We start from the raw sequence: 15,506 nt of genomic DNA on the forward strand, positions 1-15,506 counted from the left end.
ATGGTCCGTGATGGCCTCCTTCACGGCGCTCAGTGCCGGTAAGGAGGCCATCACGGCGTCTAGCCCCAGCCCCCGTGCGTCTCCCGATGCCGGTAAGGACTCCTTACCGGCATCAGACGCCCGCAAGGTGGCCTTGACGGCACGGCGAAGGATGTCAGTCGTCGTCGGTGGGGAACTCGCCCGCGTCGATCTTGCGGACGCTTTCGCGGCTCGCGGCTTCTTCGCTGACGCCGTGGCGCCAGTAGCCGGTGAAGCAGATCGCGCGCTTGTCGACACCGCGTTCTCGCACGAGGTGGCGGCGGACGAGTTTCACCACGCCCGCTTCGCCCGACACCCACGCGTACGGCGCGCCGCCGGGCAGGTCCGCGGTGCGGACGGCGTCCAGCAGCGCGTCGCCGTGCGGGCGGGAGCCGCGCAGGATCCAGTGCAACTCGACGACGCCCCTGGTGTCGAAGGTTTGCCGCTCCGAAGCGTCGCCGATCTCGACGTACACCGAGGCGCGCGTGGACGGCGAAAGGTCTTCCAGGATCGCGCCGATCGCGGGCAACGCCGTCTCGTCGCCGACGAGCAGCTGCCAGTCGGTGTCGTCCGGGACCTTGTACAGGCCGTGCGGACCGACGAAAGCGACGCGGTCACCGGGGGTCGCGCGGCCTGCCCACGCCGAGGCCGGGCCGTCGTCGCCGTGCAGCACGAAGTCCACGTCGATCTCGCACTGCTCGGGCCGGTGCGCGCGCACGGTGTAGGTCCGCATCGGCGGGCGTGTGTCGTCGGGCATCGCCAGGTACGTGCGGTACCACGACAACACCTCGTCGCCCGCCACCGGCGGTGGGAGTTGGGGCTCCTCCTGGCCTTCGAGCGGGAAGAACACCTTCACGTACTGATCCGGCGGACCGGCGGGCACCTCGCCGAACGACGACGCCGAGAACGTCACCCGGGTCATGTGCGGCGTGATCCGCTGGACCACCGTCGCCCGCGCGTGGTGATAGGTCACGGACGGACGGTCAACCTGCGTGCTCATTAGGGCAGGCTAACCTAAAAACCTCGTCAGAAAAGCCCCTCCGGTTCGTGATCTTCGGCGCCTTCCGGGCGCCACCGGTATTTTCGCAGGTCAACGCGCTGGTCGTCGGGGAAGACACCCTCCGCGCGCAACCGTTGCAACTGTTCGTCCAGCAGATGCGGCGCTGGCGTCCCGTTCGCGCGCAGCACGCGATGCCACGGCAGGTCGTGCCCGTCCTCGGCGAGGATCCGGCCGACCAGCCTGGGCGAGGGCGCGCCCGCCAGCGCCGCGATGTCGCCGTAGGTGGCGACCGTCCCCGACGGCACGTCGGCGATTACCGACCGCACCCGTTCGTGCAGTTCGTCGTCCATACCCCGCACTTTGCCGCATGGGTACGACAGTTCGGCGAGCCGGTGCGGGGCGCCGTCGCCGTGGCGTGATTCGATGCGAGACGTGAACGCGCGGAGAACGGGTCAGGCGAGCGCGCGGCTGGTGCGCACGCCGGTCCCCGGCACGCCCACGTTCACCTGGGATTCCGGCGCCCGGCGGGTGCTGTCCGCGCCGCAGGGCTTCCTCCGCGTGCTCGGCGGTCCCGGCACCGGGAAGACCGCGCTGCTCGCCTCCGCCGCCGCCCGCCGCATCGCCGACGGCGCCGACCCGGAGAGCGTCCTTCTGCTCACGACGTCCCGCAAGGCCGCCGAGGCGCTGCGGGCCGACATCACGCGACGCCTGACGTCGGATCCCGAGCAGTCCTCACCGCTGCCCCGCACCGTTCGTGAACCCCTGGTGCGAACGGTCCATTCGTACGCCTACGCGCTGCTGCGCCTGGAGGCCGCCGCCGAGGAACTGCCCGCGCCTCGCCTGCTCGCCGGCGCCGAGCAGGACGTCGTCGTACGCGAACTGCTCGCCGGTGACCTTGAGGCGGGCGCGCAGGACTGGCCCGAGCAGCTGCGGCCCGCGCTGCTCGTCCCCGGTTTCGCCGAGGAGCTGCGTGACCTGCTCTCACGGGCCGCCGAACGCGGGCTCGGGCCGGAGGACCTCGTCGAGCTGGGTCGCCGCCGCGATCGCGAGGAGTGGGTCGCCGCGGGCAAGTTCTGGTCGCAGTACGAGGAAGTCACGATGCTCTCCGGCGCAGGAGGCAACGCGCTCGGCCGGGCGAGCGCGCCCGCGCTGGACGCCGCCGAGCTGGTCACGTCCGCGCTGCTGGCGCTGGAGGACGACGAAGAACTGCGCGCGCGAGAGCAATCCCGCGTGCGGCACCTGTTCGTCGACGACGCCCATCACCTCGATCCGTTGCAGAGCCAGCTGATCCGCGCGATCGGCCACGCGGCCGACGAATTCGTCGTCGCGGGTGATCCCGACCAGTCCGTGTTCTCCTTCCGTGGTGCCGATCCTCGGCTGTTCGCCGACGCCGATCCCGACGGCGATCGCACGGTCACGCTCACCACATCACACCGGCTCGCGCCCGCGATCCGCACCGCGGTCACGAAACTCGCCGCCACCCTGCCCGGCGCTTCGCCGCATCGCAAGATCGTCTCCCCGCCCGACGCGCGCGGCGGGAAGGTCCGCGTCCGGCTGATGCCGACACCGGCCGCGGAGGCGAGCTGGATCGCGGACCAGCTACGCCGCGCGCACCTCATCGATGGCGTCCCGTGGTCGGAGATCGCGGTGCTCGTCCGCTCGCCCGCCCGGACTTTCCTTGTGCTGCAACGCGCCTTGCGGGCCGCGGGAGTGCCGATCGGGTCGGCGACCGAGGAACTGCCGCTGGCCAAACAGTCCGCGGTCCGGCCGCTGCTGGCCGTGCTCAGGCTCGGCGCGGAACCCGAGCTGCTCGATGTCGACCTCGCCGAGATGCTGCTGTCCTCCCCGCTCGGTGGTGCCGACCCGCTCGCGTTGCGACGCCTTCGACGCGGTCTGCGGCGGCTGGAACTCGCGGGCGGCGGTCAGCGTTCCAGTGACGAACTGCTCGTGGAAGCCTTGCAGGGCGGGGACATTCTCGCCGGGCTGGCCGACGCCGAAGCAGGGCCGGTGCGGCGCGTCGGCAAGCTGCTGCACGTCACGCGCGAGGCTGTGCGGCGAGGTGAAGGCGTCGAGAACGTCTTGTGGGAGCTGTGGCAGGCCAGTGGTCAGGAGGACCGGCTGCTGCGGTTGGTCGAGCGCGGCGGTTCGCTCGGTTCGCAGGCCGATCGGGATCTCGACGCGGTGGTCGCGTTGTTCGACGCCGCCGGTCGTTATGTCGACAGGCTGCCCCGCGCGAGCGTCGCCGCCTTCGCGGACTACCTCGCCGCGCAGAACATCGGCGGCGACACCCTCGCCCCCGCCGCGATCCCGGCCGAGGGCGTCTCGCTGATGACGGCCCACGCCGCCGCGGGTCGCGAATGGACGGTCGTCGCCGTCGCCGGGGTGCAGGAAGGTGCGTGGCCGGATCTGCGGTTGCGTGGTTCGGTGCTGGGCGTGGAAAAACTCGTCGATCTCCTGTCCGGAGTGGACGATGACAAGGTGTCCGCGACGGCGCCGATCCTCGCCGAGGAACGACGGCTGTTCTACCTCGCGGCCGGGCGCGCGCGGCAGACACTGCTCGTCACCGCGGTCGCGGGCGAGGACGAGCAGCCGTCGCGTTTCCTCGACGATCTGGAGGAGAACGGCGCCGAGGACGGGGCGCTGGACTCGCGGATGAAGCCGCCAGGACGTTCGCTCGTGCTCGCCGAACTCGTCGGTGAGCTGCGGGAGGTGGTCTGCGACGACAAGAGCGATCCCGAACGCCGCCAGCGCGCGGCCACCCAGCTGGCCCGGCTGGCGAAGGCCGGGGTGCCCGGCGCGCATCCGGACACCTGGTACGGGCTGCTCGAACCGTCCACAGAGGACCCCGTGCACAAGCCCGGTGACCTGATCAGGGTTTCTCCGTCCACAGTGGAGATTCTGGTCAAGTGCCCGCTGCGCTGGCTCATCGAACGCCACGGCGGCAGCGATCCGGCGCAGCTCGCCGCGGTCACCGGGACGCTGGTGCACGGCCTCGCGCAGGCGGTCGCCGGTGGCAGCACGGAGGAACAGCTGCAGTCGGCACTCGACGACGCCTGGGCGCGGGTCGACGCGGGCGCGCCGTGGTTCTCCCGCCGGGAGCGCAACCGCGTCGAGCAGATGCTGCGGAACTTCGTGTCCTGGCTTGAACAAAGCCGTCGCGAGCTGATCGAAGCCGGCGTCGAACAGGACATCGAGGTCGAGCTGCCGATGGGTGACGACGAAGTCCGCGTCATGCTCAGGGGCCGCGTCGACCGGGTCGAGCTGGACAAGGACGGCCGCCCGGTCATCGTGGACATCAAGACCGGCAAGGTCCCGGTGTCCGGCGCGGACGCCGAGGCGCATCCCCAGCTGGCCGCGTACCAGCTGGCCGTGCTGCTCGGCGCGATCGGGGGCAAGGACACCCCGGGCGGCGCGCGGCTGGTGTATGTCGCGAAGTCGAACAACAAAACCGGTGCCACGCAACGGGACCAGGCGCCGCTCGACGAAGAGGGCGGCAAGCAGTGGCTGGAACTGGTGCGTGACGCGGCGGCCGCCGCGGTCGGGCCGGACTACCAGGCGAACGAGAACCCCGACTGCGACCGGTGCCCGGCCCGCGGCTGCTGCCCGCTGCGCCCGGAGGGCAGGCAGGTGACCGGCCCGTGAGCCCGTTGCTCATCGCGAACCCGGTCGAACCGGCCGACATCGCCGACGCGCTCGGCCTGCACCGCCCGACCCCGGAACAAGCCACCGTGATCGCCGCGCCGGTCGAGCCTTCCCTCGTCGTCGCCGGGGCAGGGGCGGGGAAGACTGAAACCATGGCCGCGCGCGTCGTCTGGCTGGTGGCCAACGGAATCGTGACCCCGGAACGGGTTCTGGGCCTGACGTTCACCCGCAAAGCCGCGCGGCAGCTCGGCGAGCGCGTCCGCGCGCGGCTGCGGCGGCTGGCCGGGTCCGGTCTGCTGGACCGGCTCGACCCGAGCGGCAGCCTGCGCGCCACCGTGCTCGCCGGGGAACCGACCGTCCTGACCTACCACGCCTACGCGGGCCGTCTGCTGTCCGAGCACGGGCTGCGACTGCCGGTGCAGCCCGGCGTACGGCTGTTGTCGGAGACGTCCTCGTGGCAGATCGCGCACCGCGTGGTGTCCACTTGGGACAATGACCTCGACACCGACCGCGTGCCGTCGACGGTGACCGCGCAACTGCTGGCGCTGGCGGGCGAACTCGGTGAGCACATGGTGTCCACCGAGCGGCTCGCGCAGTACACGTCGTGGTTGTGCGACGTCATCGAAAACGCCCCGCGAGCGAAGGGACAGCGGGCCGCACTGCCGGTCAAGCTCACCGAAATCATGGCGGCACAACGGTTCCGGCTCGCGCTGCTGCCGCTGGTCGAGGAGTACCACCGGCGCAAACGGGCCGAGGGTGCGCTCGACTTCGCCGATCAGATGTCCCTGGCGGCGCAGCTCGCCAGCGGCTATCCGGCTGTGGTCGCGGGCGAGCGGGAACGCTACGGCGCCGTGCTGCTCGACGAATACCAGGACACCGGGCACGCCCAGCGCGTGCTGCTGCGGGCGCTGTTCGGCGGCGTCGAGCACCCGCCGATGCCGGTGACCGCGGTCGGCGACCCGGCGCAGGCGATCTACGGCTGGCGCGGCGCGAGCGCGGCGAACCTGCCGCGCTTCACCACGGACTTCCCCCGGCACGACGGCGAACGGCTCGTGCCCGCGCACGATTTCGGGCTGTTGACCAGTTTCCGCAATCCGGCCGAGATCCTCGACCTCGCCAACGCGATTTCCGAACCGTTGCGCGCCCGCGGTCTCGGCGTCGAGCGGCTGCGCGCGCGGGACGGCGCGGGGCCCGCGGACATCGCCTGCGCGCTGCTGCCGGACATCCGCGCCGAACGGGAGTGGGTGGCCGACGCGCTGGCGCGACGCTGGTTCGCGGAGAAGGAGGAGACCGGGAAGCCGCCGACCGCGGCCGTGCTGGTGCGGCGGCGGGCCGACATGGCACCGATCGCGGCCGAGCTGCGGGCTCGCGGGTTGCCGGTGGAGGTCGTCGGACTCGGCGGCCTGCTCGACGAGCCCGAGGTCGCCGACCTGGTCAGCACGTTGCGGGTGCTGGCCGATCCGCTGGCAGGGAGCGCGGCGGCGCGGCTGCTGACCGGCGCGCGTTGGCGGCTGGCGGCCGCGGACCTCGCGGCGTTGTGGCGGCGGGCCGGGGAGCTTTCCTCGCCGGTGCCCACCGCGGGAAAGGACAATCCCGAACTGGTCACCGAGCGCGCGGAGCAGGCGGGGCTGATCGACGCGATCGACGATCCCGGTGCGGAGGAACGGTATTCGCCCGACGGCTACCGGCGGATCCTGCGGGTCGGCCGGGAGCTGACGGCGTTGCGGCGCAGGCTCGACCAGTCGCTGCCCGAACTGGTCGCCGACGTCGAGCGGACGATGCTGCTCGACGTCGAATCCTTGGCACGTCCCGGATCCGCCGGGCGAGCGCATCTGGACGCGTTCGCCGAGGTCGTCACCGACTACGCCGAAACCGCGCCGACGGCAACCCTGCTGTCCTTTGTGGACTACCTGAACACGGCCGCGCACGCCGAGGACGGGCTGACACCCGGCGAGGTCGAGGTCGTCCCGGATCGGGTCCAGGTGCTCACCGTGCATTCGTCCAAGGGGCTGGAATGGCGTGTCGTCGCGGTCCCGCATCTGGTGCAGGAGGTGTTCCCCGGCAAGCGGCGGTCGTCGTCATGGCTGCGGACGTCGACGGCGCTGCCCGCCGCGTTGCGGGGCGACTCGGCGGACCTGCCGGACCTGCGGGTCGCCGAGGGCTATGACCGCAAGGAAGTTCAGGAAGGCCTCGAACTACATGAGGAAGGCTTCGCGGCGAAGGAGGCGGACGAGGAGCGGCGCCTGTGCTACGTCGCGCTCACGCGGTCCGAGCACGCGTTGATCGTCTCCGGGCACTGGTGGAACGAGAGCAGCACGCGGCCGAAGGGGCCTTCGGAGTTCCTGACCGAGATCGCGGATGTCCTGCGCTCGGAGGAAGTCGGGCATCTCGGCGTCTGGGCGGATCAGCCGGATGGGGACGACGAGAACCCGCTGGTGTCCGATTCCCGGACGGCGCGATGGCCGGTGGACCCGCTGGGCGATCGGCGGACCGGCGTGGCGAGCGGCGTCGACCTGGTGCGCGCGGCCATGGAGTCCGTTGTGGACGAACCGCTGAAACCGCCCGAATCGGCGGCGGAAGAGTCCATAGAGGACGCTGTGGACAGCGAGGACGATCGGGACACTGTGGACGATCCGGACGGCTGGATCGCCGACACCGACGTCCTGCTCGCCGAGTACGCGCGGACCAAGGACCGGGTCCAGCGCGTCGCGCTGCCGTCGCATCTTTCGGTGAGCCAGCTGGTCGCGCTCGCCGACGACGCCGAGCTGCTCGCGCAGCGGCTGCGTCGTCCGCTTCCGGTGCGTCCCAACACCTTCGCGCGCCGGGGTACCGCGTTCCACGGCTGGCTCGAGCAGCGCTTTTCCGGCGAACAGCTGTGGGAGATCGACGATCTGCCCGGCGCGGCCGACGTCGGGGAGGCGCCGGACACGGAGCTGGAGGCGTTGCAGGCGGCGTTCGAGAAGAGCGAGTGGTCACGCCGTGTGCCGCACGCGGTGGAGGTCCCGTTCTCCGCCGAGGTCGAGGGCATCACCGTGCGCGGCCGGATGGACGCCGTGTTCGCCGATCCCGACGGCGGCTGGACGGTGCTCGACTGGAAGACCGGCGCCGTGCCGGGCGAGGACCGGATGCCCGCGCTGGCCGTCCAGCTCGCCGCGTACCGGCTGGCCTGGGCCGCGCTGAACAAGATCCCGGTCGACCGCGTCCGCGCGGCCTTCCACTACGTCCGTTCCGACCGGACCGTCCGCCCCGCCGACCTCCTCGACGCCGACGGCCTCCGAGACCTCCTCCGCGCCATCCCCGAGTCGTGATCCACCGGCGACCTCACGTGCTTGCGCGGAGGTCTCATGTGATTGAACGGAGATCTCACGTGATTGACCGAGGACCCCGCCCGATCACGCGAGATCTCCGTCTGATCACGCGAGATCTCCGGTGGGGCACGTGAGACCTCCGGTGGGTCACGCGCGGTCGCGGACCTTCAGGGCCCAGGTGACCAGGGGGAGTTGGAGGGGGAGGCGGAGCCAGGCTACGACGCGGAAGGGGAGTGGCGCGCGGCGGCGTTGGGCGTCGAGGGCCATCTTGACGTTGCCGGGGAAGACGCCGAGGAAGAGCAGGGCGGCGGCGAGGGCGCCGCGGCGGCGGGTGCGCGGAGCCGCGACGGCGGCGCCGACCGCGATCTCGGCGACGCCGGAGCCGTAGGTCCAGGCACGGGCGCTGCCGGGCAGTTGATTCGGGATCAGCGAGTCGTACGGCTTGGGCACGACGAAGTGCAGGATCCCGCCGGTCACGAGCAAGCCCGCGAGCAGCTTTGCCGGTCGCTGGGAATGCTGAGAATTCGCTGGCATGCCGAACACTCTGACATGCGGCGCGGTCGGCGGCTCTCCGTTAGTCTCGCCGGTGTGAGTGACGCCGCACACCGTCCGCGCGGAGCCGGTGCATGAAGGGCCTGAAGCGTTTGCCGCTGAGCGGCCTGCTCAGCGACCGTCCCGACCACGAGCTGGTCGGCGTGATCCGGATGCCGGAACTGACGGTCAGCCCGATGCGTTCGATCGTGAAACGCATCATCGGCGCGCTGCTCGCGCTGCTGGCGACCGTGCTGATCGTCTACCTCGACCGCGACGGCTACCGGGACGCGAACGGCGACGGACTGTCCCTCCTGGACAGCCTGTACTACGCCACCGTCTCGCTCTCGACCACCGGCTACGGCGACATCGCGCCCGCGACGTCGTCGGCGCGGCTGGTGAACGTCCTGGTGATCACGCCGTTGCGGGTGCTCTTCCTCATCGTCCTGGTCGGGACGACACTGGAAGTGCTCACCGAACGCTCCCGACAGGCTTTCAAGATCCAGAAGTGGAGGACGAAGGTGCGGGATCACACCGTCGTCGTCGGGTTCGGCACGAAGGGCCGGTCGGCGGTCAAATCGCTGCTCGGGGACGAGGACCTCGCGGCCCACCAGATCGTCGTGGTCGACACCGACCAGCAGGCGCTGGACGCCGCCGGCGCGCTCGGCCTGGTCACCGTGCACGGTTCGGCGACCCGCTCGGACGTGCTGCGGGTGGCCGGGGTGCAGCACGCGAGGGCCGTCGTGGTGGCCCCGAACCGGGACGACACCGCCGTGCTGGTGACGCTCACCGCGCGCGAGCTGGCGCCGAAGGCCCACATCGTCGCGTCGGTGCGGGAGGCGGAGAACGTCCACCTGCTCAAACAGTCCGGGGCCAACCAGGTCGTGGTGTCGAGCGAGACCGCGGGCAGGCTGCTCGGGATGGCGACCTCGACACCGCAGGTGGTGGACATGGTCGAGGACCTGCTGACGCCGGAGTCGGGGCTGGCGATCGCGGAACGCGCGGTCGAGCCGTCGGAGGAGGGCGGTTCGCCGCGGCATCTGCCGGACATCGTGCTGGGCGTGGTCCGCGACGGCACGTTGTACCGGGTCGACGCGCCGCAGGCCGACGCGATCGAGCCGGGTGACCGCCTGCTGTATGTGAAAAAGGTGACGTCCGCGGAGAAGATCGAGCGCTGAGGCGGGTGAGCCGCCGACGCCGCGGTGGGTTTCGCCGCCGGGATCTGGAACCATGGGCGACGTGCGCCCGGACCCTGTCAGACAGCCCGCCCTGCGATGGACCTCGGTGGCGATCCCGGCCGTCGTCGGCGCCGTGGTCGTTTTCCTCGCCTGGTTCAGCGGGCCGGGGCTGTTCGGGATCGACACGGCCGACACCGGGACCTCGGTGCAGGCGGAGATCGTCAAGCCCACCGCGTGCTCGACGCCCGATCCGATGGAGACCGTCCGGTTCTCCTTCGAGGGCAAGACCCGTGAAGGAACGCTGAGCGGCTGCGGTCACGGTCCCGGCGAGCGTGTCGAGGTCAGCGTGCCCAGCGGCGCGGCCGCCGAAGGCACTCTCGCGGTGCGCACGGCGAAGACGTCACAGGGATCGAGCGATCTGCGGATGCCGCTCGGGCTCGCGCTGCTGGTGTTCAGCTGTTTTGCCGGCGCGTACTACGTCTTCCTCTACGTGCGCGGCCCGCGCGTAGCGGTCAGCTGACCTCGGACGCCGGGGCGGCGAAGGTGTTGCAGTCGGCGATCCGGTTGTTGGTCGCGCCCGCCCGCCACCATGCCGCGTAGTGCGCGTTGGTGCCGTGGTCGCGGCTGTGCGAGGTGTTGTCGCCGCGGGTTTCCTGGTCGTTCCACGCCTTGTTGTACATGTCGCGGGTGACCGTGCCGCCCTGGTCGACGTGGGCGCCGAGGAACATCCCGGAGAAGCACTGGGCCTGCAGTTCCTTGCGCCGTGACATCTCCAGCCCGGCGGGGCTGTTCTGGCCGGCCTCGTAGATCTTCTGCCACGCGGCGTCCATCAGCCCGGCGACCTCCTGGACGTGGTGGCCGTATTCGTGGGCGAACAGCGCGAGGTAGACGCCGGGGTTGTTGCCGTACTGGTCGGTCTGCAGCCCGCGGAAGGGCACGTAGAGGTTGTTCTCGCAGTAGTAGGCCGCGGTCGCGATGCCGACCTGGATGGTGCCGCATTCGGTCTCGAAGCTGGCGCCGGTCGGGAAGTGCAGCGAGGGCGGGGTGAACGGCAGGTGGTAGGCCTGCAGGAACGGGCCCCACGCCGCGTTGAGGCAGTTGCTGGCCGCGGTGAAGAAGGCCTCCGCGCCGCTCTGGGTGCTCTGCCACGGCGGCAGGTCGCAGACGCGGTTCTGCAGTCCGGCGTTCTTGTCCAGCAGGATCGGGTGATCGGCCAGCTTGAGGATCTTCTGCGGGCCCTCGTTGCTGGGCGCGGAGGACGACATCGAGGGTGGCGCGGTGGCGGTGGCCGACTGCGGCGACGACGCGCCGGCCGGGGGAAGTTCGCTGGGCGCCGAGGGGGACGGCGTGTTCTGGTAGCCGGTGGACGCGACCGGGGTGTCGTTCTTGTTGAGCGCGACGATGGCGACCAGGCCGAGCACGAGGACGGCGACCGCGCCGAGGCAGATGCCGATGATCGCGCCGGGTGAGCGGCGTGGTGGGGGCGAGGGGAACTGGTGGTGCTGCCCCGGCGGCCAGGGCGCGGCCGGTGGCGGGCCCGGTACGGGCGGCGGCTGGACGGGTCCGCGCGGCGGCAGGTTGCCGTGGGGCGGTTGCGTCATCGATGCGGTCCCGGTTCTAGAGGTCACAGCGGTCGAGAAGGGCCAGGACGAGCCCGGCCCGGGTTCAGCATATCGGGGGAACGGGGTCGGTCCCCAGCAATCGTCTCCTCCCGCCCGTGCCGGTGCACGCCGGGCGCGGACGTCCCCCCAGCTCTGGCCCGGTTTGCGGGGCTCTGGAAGAGTGTTGTCAACCGATGTCGGAGACGAGGGGCGCGATGACGCAGACCGGAGGCTCGCCAGAGCCGGAAGGGGCCGAAACACCCAAGCAGGGCATCCCCGCGCAGCCGGAGGCCGCGAAGCCGGAGTCTTCCGCGCCGGAGGGGACGCCGGTGCCGGGCGCTGGGCCTCCGCCGGGGCCGCCGCAGACGGAGTGGCAGGCGCCGGGCGGGACGCCGGGGCAGCCCGCCGCGTCCACACCGGAATCGCCGGGGTCTTCCGCGCCGGGCGCGACGTCCGCGCCGGAGGGCGCGCCGGTGCCGGGTGCCGGGCCTCCGCCGGGGCCGCCGCAGACGCAGTGGCAGGCGCCGGGCGGACCGCCGCCGGGCACGCAGCCGCCGCCGGGCTACCCCGCCTACCCGCAGCAGCCTCAGTGGAACCCGCACGGGCTGGGCAAGCCGGGCGTGATCGCGCTGCGTCCGCTGAACCTGGGCGACATCCTCGACGGCTCGATCACGACGATCCGCCGCTATCCGCTGATGATCCTGGGGATCTCGGCGGTGGTCGCGGTGATCACGTCCGGGCTGCAGCTGCTGGTGTCGTCGCTGGTGCTGCCGGATCTCGAAACGGTCGCCAGGCTGGGGCCGGGCGCGACCGAGCAGGAACTGCGGAACGCCGCGTTCGGCCTGCTCGGCGACGCGCTGCTCACGCTGTTGCCGACGCTCGTGATCACCCTGCTCGGGCACACGTTCCTCAGTGGATTCCTCACCGAGGTGGCGGGCAAGGCGGTGCTGGGCCGCCCGGTCGACTTCAAGACGTCGATGCGGGCGGTCGCGCCGCGGTTGCTGCCGCTGCTCGGCCTGACAGTGCTGTACACGCTGGCGACGATCGTGGCCGCGGCGTTCTGCCTGCTGCCCGCGGTGATCCCGTACATCTTCTGGGCGCTGGCGAGCCCGGCGCTGATTCTGGAACGCGGCACCGTGCGGCAGGCGTTCTCGCGGTCGGTGAAGCTGGTGTCGGGCTCGTTCTGGCGGGTGCTCGGGATCCTGCTGCTCGCGGCGCTGATCGGCTGGATGATCAGCTCGATCATCCAGGTGCCGTTCAACATCGGGTCCGGGGTGTTCTCGCAGCTGACGAACCCGGGCAAGGTCGTGGTGCCGAGCACCGGCGATCTGCTGCTGTCCTCGGTCGGTTCGGTGATCGTGCAGACCGTGGTCGCGCCGTTCACCTCGCTGGTCACCGTGCTCGTCTACATCGACCAGCGGATGCGCCGGGAGGGGATGGACATCGAGCTGGCCCGCGCGGCCGGGATGACGCCGCCGCGGTGATCGGCCCGTTCGCCGCCGACGTCCCGGTCGACATCGACCGGGACACCGCGCGGCTGCGCGCGATCGAGGAGCTGCGTGATCCGGGGTACGCGGCGGCGCGGCCCGGGTTGTTGCAGCAGGCGGCGAACTGGATCGGCGCGCGGATCGAGGAATTCCTGGAGACGGTGTCCCAGGTGGTGCCCGGCGGGATCTTCGGGCTGCTGCTGATCGTGGTGCTGCTCATCGTGCTCGCGGTGGTGATCCGGCTGCGGGTGGGCAAGGTGGCTCGCGCGTCGCGGGCGTCGCAGCCGGTGTTCCATGGCGCGCGGCGGAATGCCGCCGACCACCGGCGCGCCTCCGCCGAGGCCGCTGCGCGCGGGGACTTCGCCGACGCCGTGCGGGAGCGATTCCGTGCTGTGGTGCGGGATCTGGAGGAACGCGCGGTGCTCGACGTCCGGTCGGGACGGACCGCGGACGAAGCCGCCGCCGAGGCGGGCGCGGTGCTGCGGGAGCTGGCCGGGGCGTTACGGGACGGCGCGCGGCGCTTCGACGACGTCCACTACGGCGGGCGTCCCGGCACCGAGGACTCCTATCGCTTTCTGTCCGATTTGGACGATCGGTGCCGGAAGGCCCGTCCGGTGGCGATTTCGTGAGTACTTCGGTTTCGCCGGATCTGCGCCGGATCTGGCGTGGGGCGCGAGTCCCGCTGGCCTTGCTGCTGCTGGTTTTCGTGACCGGGCTGGTGCTCCTGCTGAGCAGGGGCGATCAGACGACCGGTGCGCTCGAGCCCGGTTCGTACCAGCCGGAAGGCAGCCGCGCGCTGGCGAAGCTGCTCGGGTCCGAGAGGGTGGACGTCCGCGCGGTGCACACGCTCGCCGACGCCTCCGGTGCGCTCGAAAACGCGACCTTGCTGGTCACCCAGCCGGATCTGGTGCCGCCAGGGGAACTCGCCGAACTCCGGAAGCGGTCCGCCCACGTGGTGCTCGTGGCGCCCGGCCCGGAAGTCCTCAAAGGACTGTTGCCGGGCGTCCACGCTGTCGGCGATGGCGAGGTCCGCACGCTCGCGCCGGCCTGCACGGTCGGCGCCGCGGTCGCGGCCGGGGACGCCACGATGGGCGGAATCCGTTACCGCTCAACGGATCCTGGCGCCCGCTCGTGTTATCGCGACGGTGCCGGGGGCACGTTGGTGCAGGTGGGCGACGGGCACGGGACCGTGACGGTACTGGGCACCCCGGCGCCGTTGACGAACGACCGGATCGCCGAGCAGGGCAACGCGGCGCTGGTGACGCGGCTGCTGGGGCAGCATCCGCGGCTGGTCTGGTATCTGCCCTCGGCCGACGACCCGGCGCTGGCCGGCGGCAAGAAGTCGATCACCGAGCTGATCCCCGTGGGCTGGCGGTTCGGGGCGCTTCAGGCCGGGATCGCGGTGGTGCTGCTGGCTTTGTGGCGGGCACGGCGGCTGGGACCGGTGGTCACGGAGCCGTTGCCCGTGGTCGTGCGGGCGGCGGAGGCCGCGGAGGGCCGGGCGCGGCTGTACCGGCGGGGCCGGGCGACCGGGCACGCGGCGGAGACGTTGCGGGAGGCGTCGCGGACGCGGCTGCGTTCCGTACTGGGGTTGCCGCCGGACGCCGGTCCGGCGGCGGTGGTCGAATCGGTGAGTGCGCGCAGCGGGCGGAGCGGCGCCGAGGTCGGCGCGATGCTCTACGGGCCGCCGCCCGCGGACGATCCCGCGCTGGTGCGGCTGGCCGATGAACTGGACAAGCTCGAGAGTGAAGTGGAGCGGTTGTGAGCGGTACGGAAACGCAGATCGGGCCGGTCGAGGCGCGGAACGCGCTGATCGCGTTGCGCGCCGAGGTCGGCAAGGCCGTGGTGGGCAACGACGCGGCGGTCACCGGGCTGATCCTCGCGCTGCTGTGCCGGGGGCACGTGCTGCTCGAAGGCGTTCCCGGGGTGGCGAAGACGTTGCTGGTGCGGGCTTTGGCGGCGGCGCTGGACCTGGGGACGACGCGGGTGCAGTTCACGCCGGACCTGATGCCCGGCGACGTCACCGGGTCCATTGTGTACGACGCGCACAGCGGCGAGTTCTCCTTCCGTGAGGGCCCGGTGTTCACGAACCTGTTGCTGGCGGACGAGATCAACCGGACGCCGCCGAAGACGCAGTCGTCGTTGCTGGAGGCGATGGAGGAGCGGCAGGTCTCGATCGACGGGCGGTCGCGGCCGCTGCCGGACCCGTTCATCGTGATCGCGACGCAGAACCCGGTGGAGTACGAGGGGACGTATCCGCTGCCGGAGGCGCAGCTGGACCGGTTCCTGCTGAAGCTGACGATGCCCGCGCCGGGGCGGGACGACGAGATCGGGATCCTGCTGCGGCACGCGCAGGGGTTCGATCCGCGGGATCTGGCGGCAGCCGGGGTGCGTCCGGTGGCGGGCGCTTCGGAACTGGAGGCCGCCCGGCGCGCGGTGGCGAACGTGACGGTAGGGCCGGAGGTGATCGGTTACGTCGTGGATCTGTGCCGGGCGACGCGGGAGTTGCCTTCGGTGCGGCTCGGGGTTTCGCCGCGTGGCGCGACGGCGTTGCTCGCGGTGTCGCGGGCGTGGGCGTGGCTGGCCGGCCGGGACTACGCGACGCCGGATGACGTGAAAGCCTTGGCGCGCCCGGCTTTGCGGCATCGGCTCGACGTGCGGCCGGAGGCGGAGCTGGAAGGCGTGACCGCCGACGGCGTGCTGGACCGGGTGCTCGCCTCGGTCGCCGTGCCGCGCTGAGT

General features: G+C 71.6%; 12 protein-coding genes. 8 read left to right on the forward strand and 4 right to left on the reverse strand.

Annotation, left to right across the window (positions count from 1 at the left end; translation table 11 throughout):
- Nucleotides 1–154: 154 nt before the first annotated feature.
- Nucleotides 155–1,018 (reverse strand): siderophore-interacting protein, encoded by an 864-nt coding sequence (locus ACFW0G_RS35270; protein ID WP_378329815.1) that lies wholly within the window; start codon nucleotides 1,016–1,018, stop codon nucleotides 155–157.
- 26 nt (nucleotides 1,019–1,044) lie between these two features.
- Nucleotides 1,045–1,368 (reverse strand): MGMT family protein, encoded by a 324-nt coding sequence (locus tag ACFW0G_RS35275; protein ID WP_378329816.1) that lies wholly within the window; start codon nucleotides 1,366–1,368, stop codon nucleotides 1,045–1,047.
- Between the two features lie 73 nt (nucleotides 1,369–1,441).
- Between ACFW0G_RS35275 and ACFW0G_RS35280 the strand changes: the two genes are divergently transcribed.
- Entirely contained in the window at nucleotides 1,442–4,660 is a 3,219-nt protein-coding gene (locus tag ACFW0G_RS35280; RefSeq protein WP_378329817.1) for an ATP-dependent helicase, read from the forward strand.
- Nucleotides 4,657–7,968 (forward strand): ATP-dependent helicase, encoded by a 3,312-nt coding sequence (locus ACFW0G_RS35285; RefSeq protein ID WP_378329818.1) that lies wholly within the window; start codon nucleotides 4,657–4,659, stop codon nucleotides 7,966–7,968. The genes ACFW0G_RS35280 and ACFW0G_RS35285 overlap by 4 nt, the downstream gene beginning before the upstream one ends.
- 147 nt (nucleotides 7,969–8,115) lie before the next feature.
- On the opposite strand, the gene ACFW0G_RS35290 is transcribed toward ACFW0G_RS35285, so the two are convergent.
- Complete coding sequence (locus tag ACFW0G_RS35290; protein WP_378329819.1) at nucleotides 8,116–8,502, reverse strand: hypothetical protein; 387 nt, start codon at nucleotides 8,500–8,502, stop codon at nucleotides 8,116–8,118.
- A 92-nt stretch (nucleotides 8,503–8,594) separates the two neighbouring features.
- Between ACFW0G_RS35290 and ACFW0G_RS35295 the strand changes: the two genes are divergently transcribed.
- A complete protein-coding gene (locus ACFW0G_RS35295; RefSeq protein ID WP_378329820.1) occupies nucleotides 8,595–9,677 on the forward strand; it encodes a potassium channel family protein in 1,083 nt (360 codons plus the stop codon).
- 52 nt (nucleotides 9,678–9,729) lie between these two features.
- Nucleotides 9,730–10,197: a hypothetical protein gene (locus ACFW0G_RS35300; protein WP_378329821.1), complete on the forward strand. Its 468-nt coding sequence runs from the start codon at nucleotides 9,730–9,732 to the stop codon at nucleotides 10,195–10,197.
- On the opposite strand, the gene ACFW0G_RS35305 is transcribed toward ACFW0G_RS35300, so the two are convergent.
- On the reverse strand, nucleotides 10,190–11,278 hold the full coding sequence (locus ACFW0G_RS35305; RefSeq protein WP_378329822.1) for a neutral zinc metallopeptidase: 1,089 nt from the start codon (nucleotides 11,276–11,278) through the stop codon (nucleotides 10,190–10,192). The genes ACFW0G_RS35300 and ACFW0G_RS35305 overlap by 8 nt on opposite strands.
- 215 nt (nucleotides 11,279–11,493) lie before the next feature.
- Here ACFW0G_RS35305 and ACFW0G_RS35310 point away from each other — a divergent pair, with 215 nt between their 5' ends.
- The 4 genes from ACFW0G_RS35310 to ACFW0G_RS35325 are packed head-to-tail and all read left to right on the forward strand — an operon-like array spanning nucleotide 11,494 to nucleotide 15,504.
- On the forward strand, nucleotides 11,494–12,762 hold the full coding sequence (locus tag ACFW0G_RS35310) for a hypothetical protein (protein ID WP_378329823.1): 1,269 nt from the start codon (nucleotides 11,494–11,496) through the stop codon (nucleotides 12,760–12,762).
- Nucleotides 12,759–13,394: a DUF4129 domain-containing protein gene (locus ACFW0G_RS35315; RefSeq protein WP_378329824.1), complete on the forward strand. Its 636-nt coding sequence runs from the start codon at nucleotides 12,759–12,761 to the stop codon at nucleotides 13,392–13,394. Before ACFW0G_RS35310 ends, ACFW0G_RS35315 begins: the two co-directional genes overlap by 4 nt.
- Nucleotides 13,391–14,530, forward strand: a complete 1,140-nt coding sequence (locus ACFW0G_RS35320) for a DUF4350 domain-containing protein (RefSeq protein ID WP_378329825.1) — start codon at nucleotides 13,391–13,393, stop codon at nucleotides 14,528–14,530. Before ACFW0G_RS35315 ends, ACFW0G_RS35320 begins: the two co-directional genes overlap by 4 nt.
- On the forward strand, nucleotides 14,527–15,504 hold the full coding sequence (locus ACFW0G_RS35325) for an AAA family ATPase (protein ID WP_378329826.1): 978 nt from the start codon (nucleotides 14,527–14,529) through the stop codon (nucleotides 15,502–15,504). Before ACFW0G_RS35320 ends, ACFW0G_RS35325 begins: the two co-directional genes overlap by 4 nt.
- Nucleotides 15,505–15,506 lie beyond the last annotated feature (2 nt).

This window comes from Amycolatopsis sp. NPDC058986 (assembly GCF_042741125.1).
GTDB lineage: Bacteria > Actinomycetota > Actinomycetes > Mycobacteriales > Pseudonocardiaceae > Amycolatopsis.

What these genes read in the sequence shown, in the direction of transcription:
- ACFW0G_RS35275 (WP_378329816.1), bottom strand. Translation starts at nt 1,368, where the DNA reads ATGGACGACGAACTGCACGAACGGGTGCGGTCGGTAATCGCCGACGTG.
- ACFW0G_RS35280 (WP_378329817.1), top strand. Translation starts at nt 1,442, where the DNA reads ATGCGAGACGTGAACGCGCGGAGAACGGGTCAGGCGAGCGCGCGGCTG.
- ACFW0G_RS35270 (WP_378329815.1), bottom strand. Translation starts at nt 1,018, where the DNA reads ATGAGCACGCAGGTTGACCGTCCGTCCGTGACCTATCACCACGCGCGG.
- ACFW0G_RS35305 (WP_378329822.1), bottom strand. Translation starts at nt 11,278, where the DNA reads ATGACGCAACCGCCCCACGGCAACCTGCCGCCGCGCGGACCCGTCCAG.
- ACFW0G_RS35310 (WP_378329823.1), top strand. Translation starts at nt 11,494, where the DNA reads ATGACGCAGACCGGAGGCTCGCCAGAGCCGGAAGGGGCCGAAACACCC.
- ACFW0G_RS35295 (WP_378329820.1), top strand. Translation starts at nt 8,595, where the DNA reads ATGAAGGGCCTGAAGCGTTTGCCGCTGAGCGGCCTGCTCAGCGACCGT.
- ACFW0G_RS35300 (WP_378329821.1), top strand. Translation starts at nt 9,730, where the DNA reads ATGGGCGACGTGCGCCCGGACCCTGTCAGACAGCCCGCCCTGCGATGG.
- ACFW0G_RS35290 (WP_378329819.1), bottom strand. Translation starts at nt 8,502, where the DNA reads ATGCCAGCGAATTCTCAGCATTCCCAGCGACCGGCAAAGCTGCTCGCG.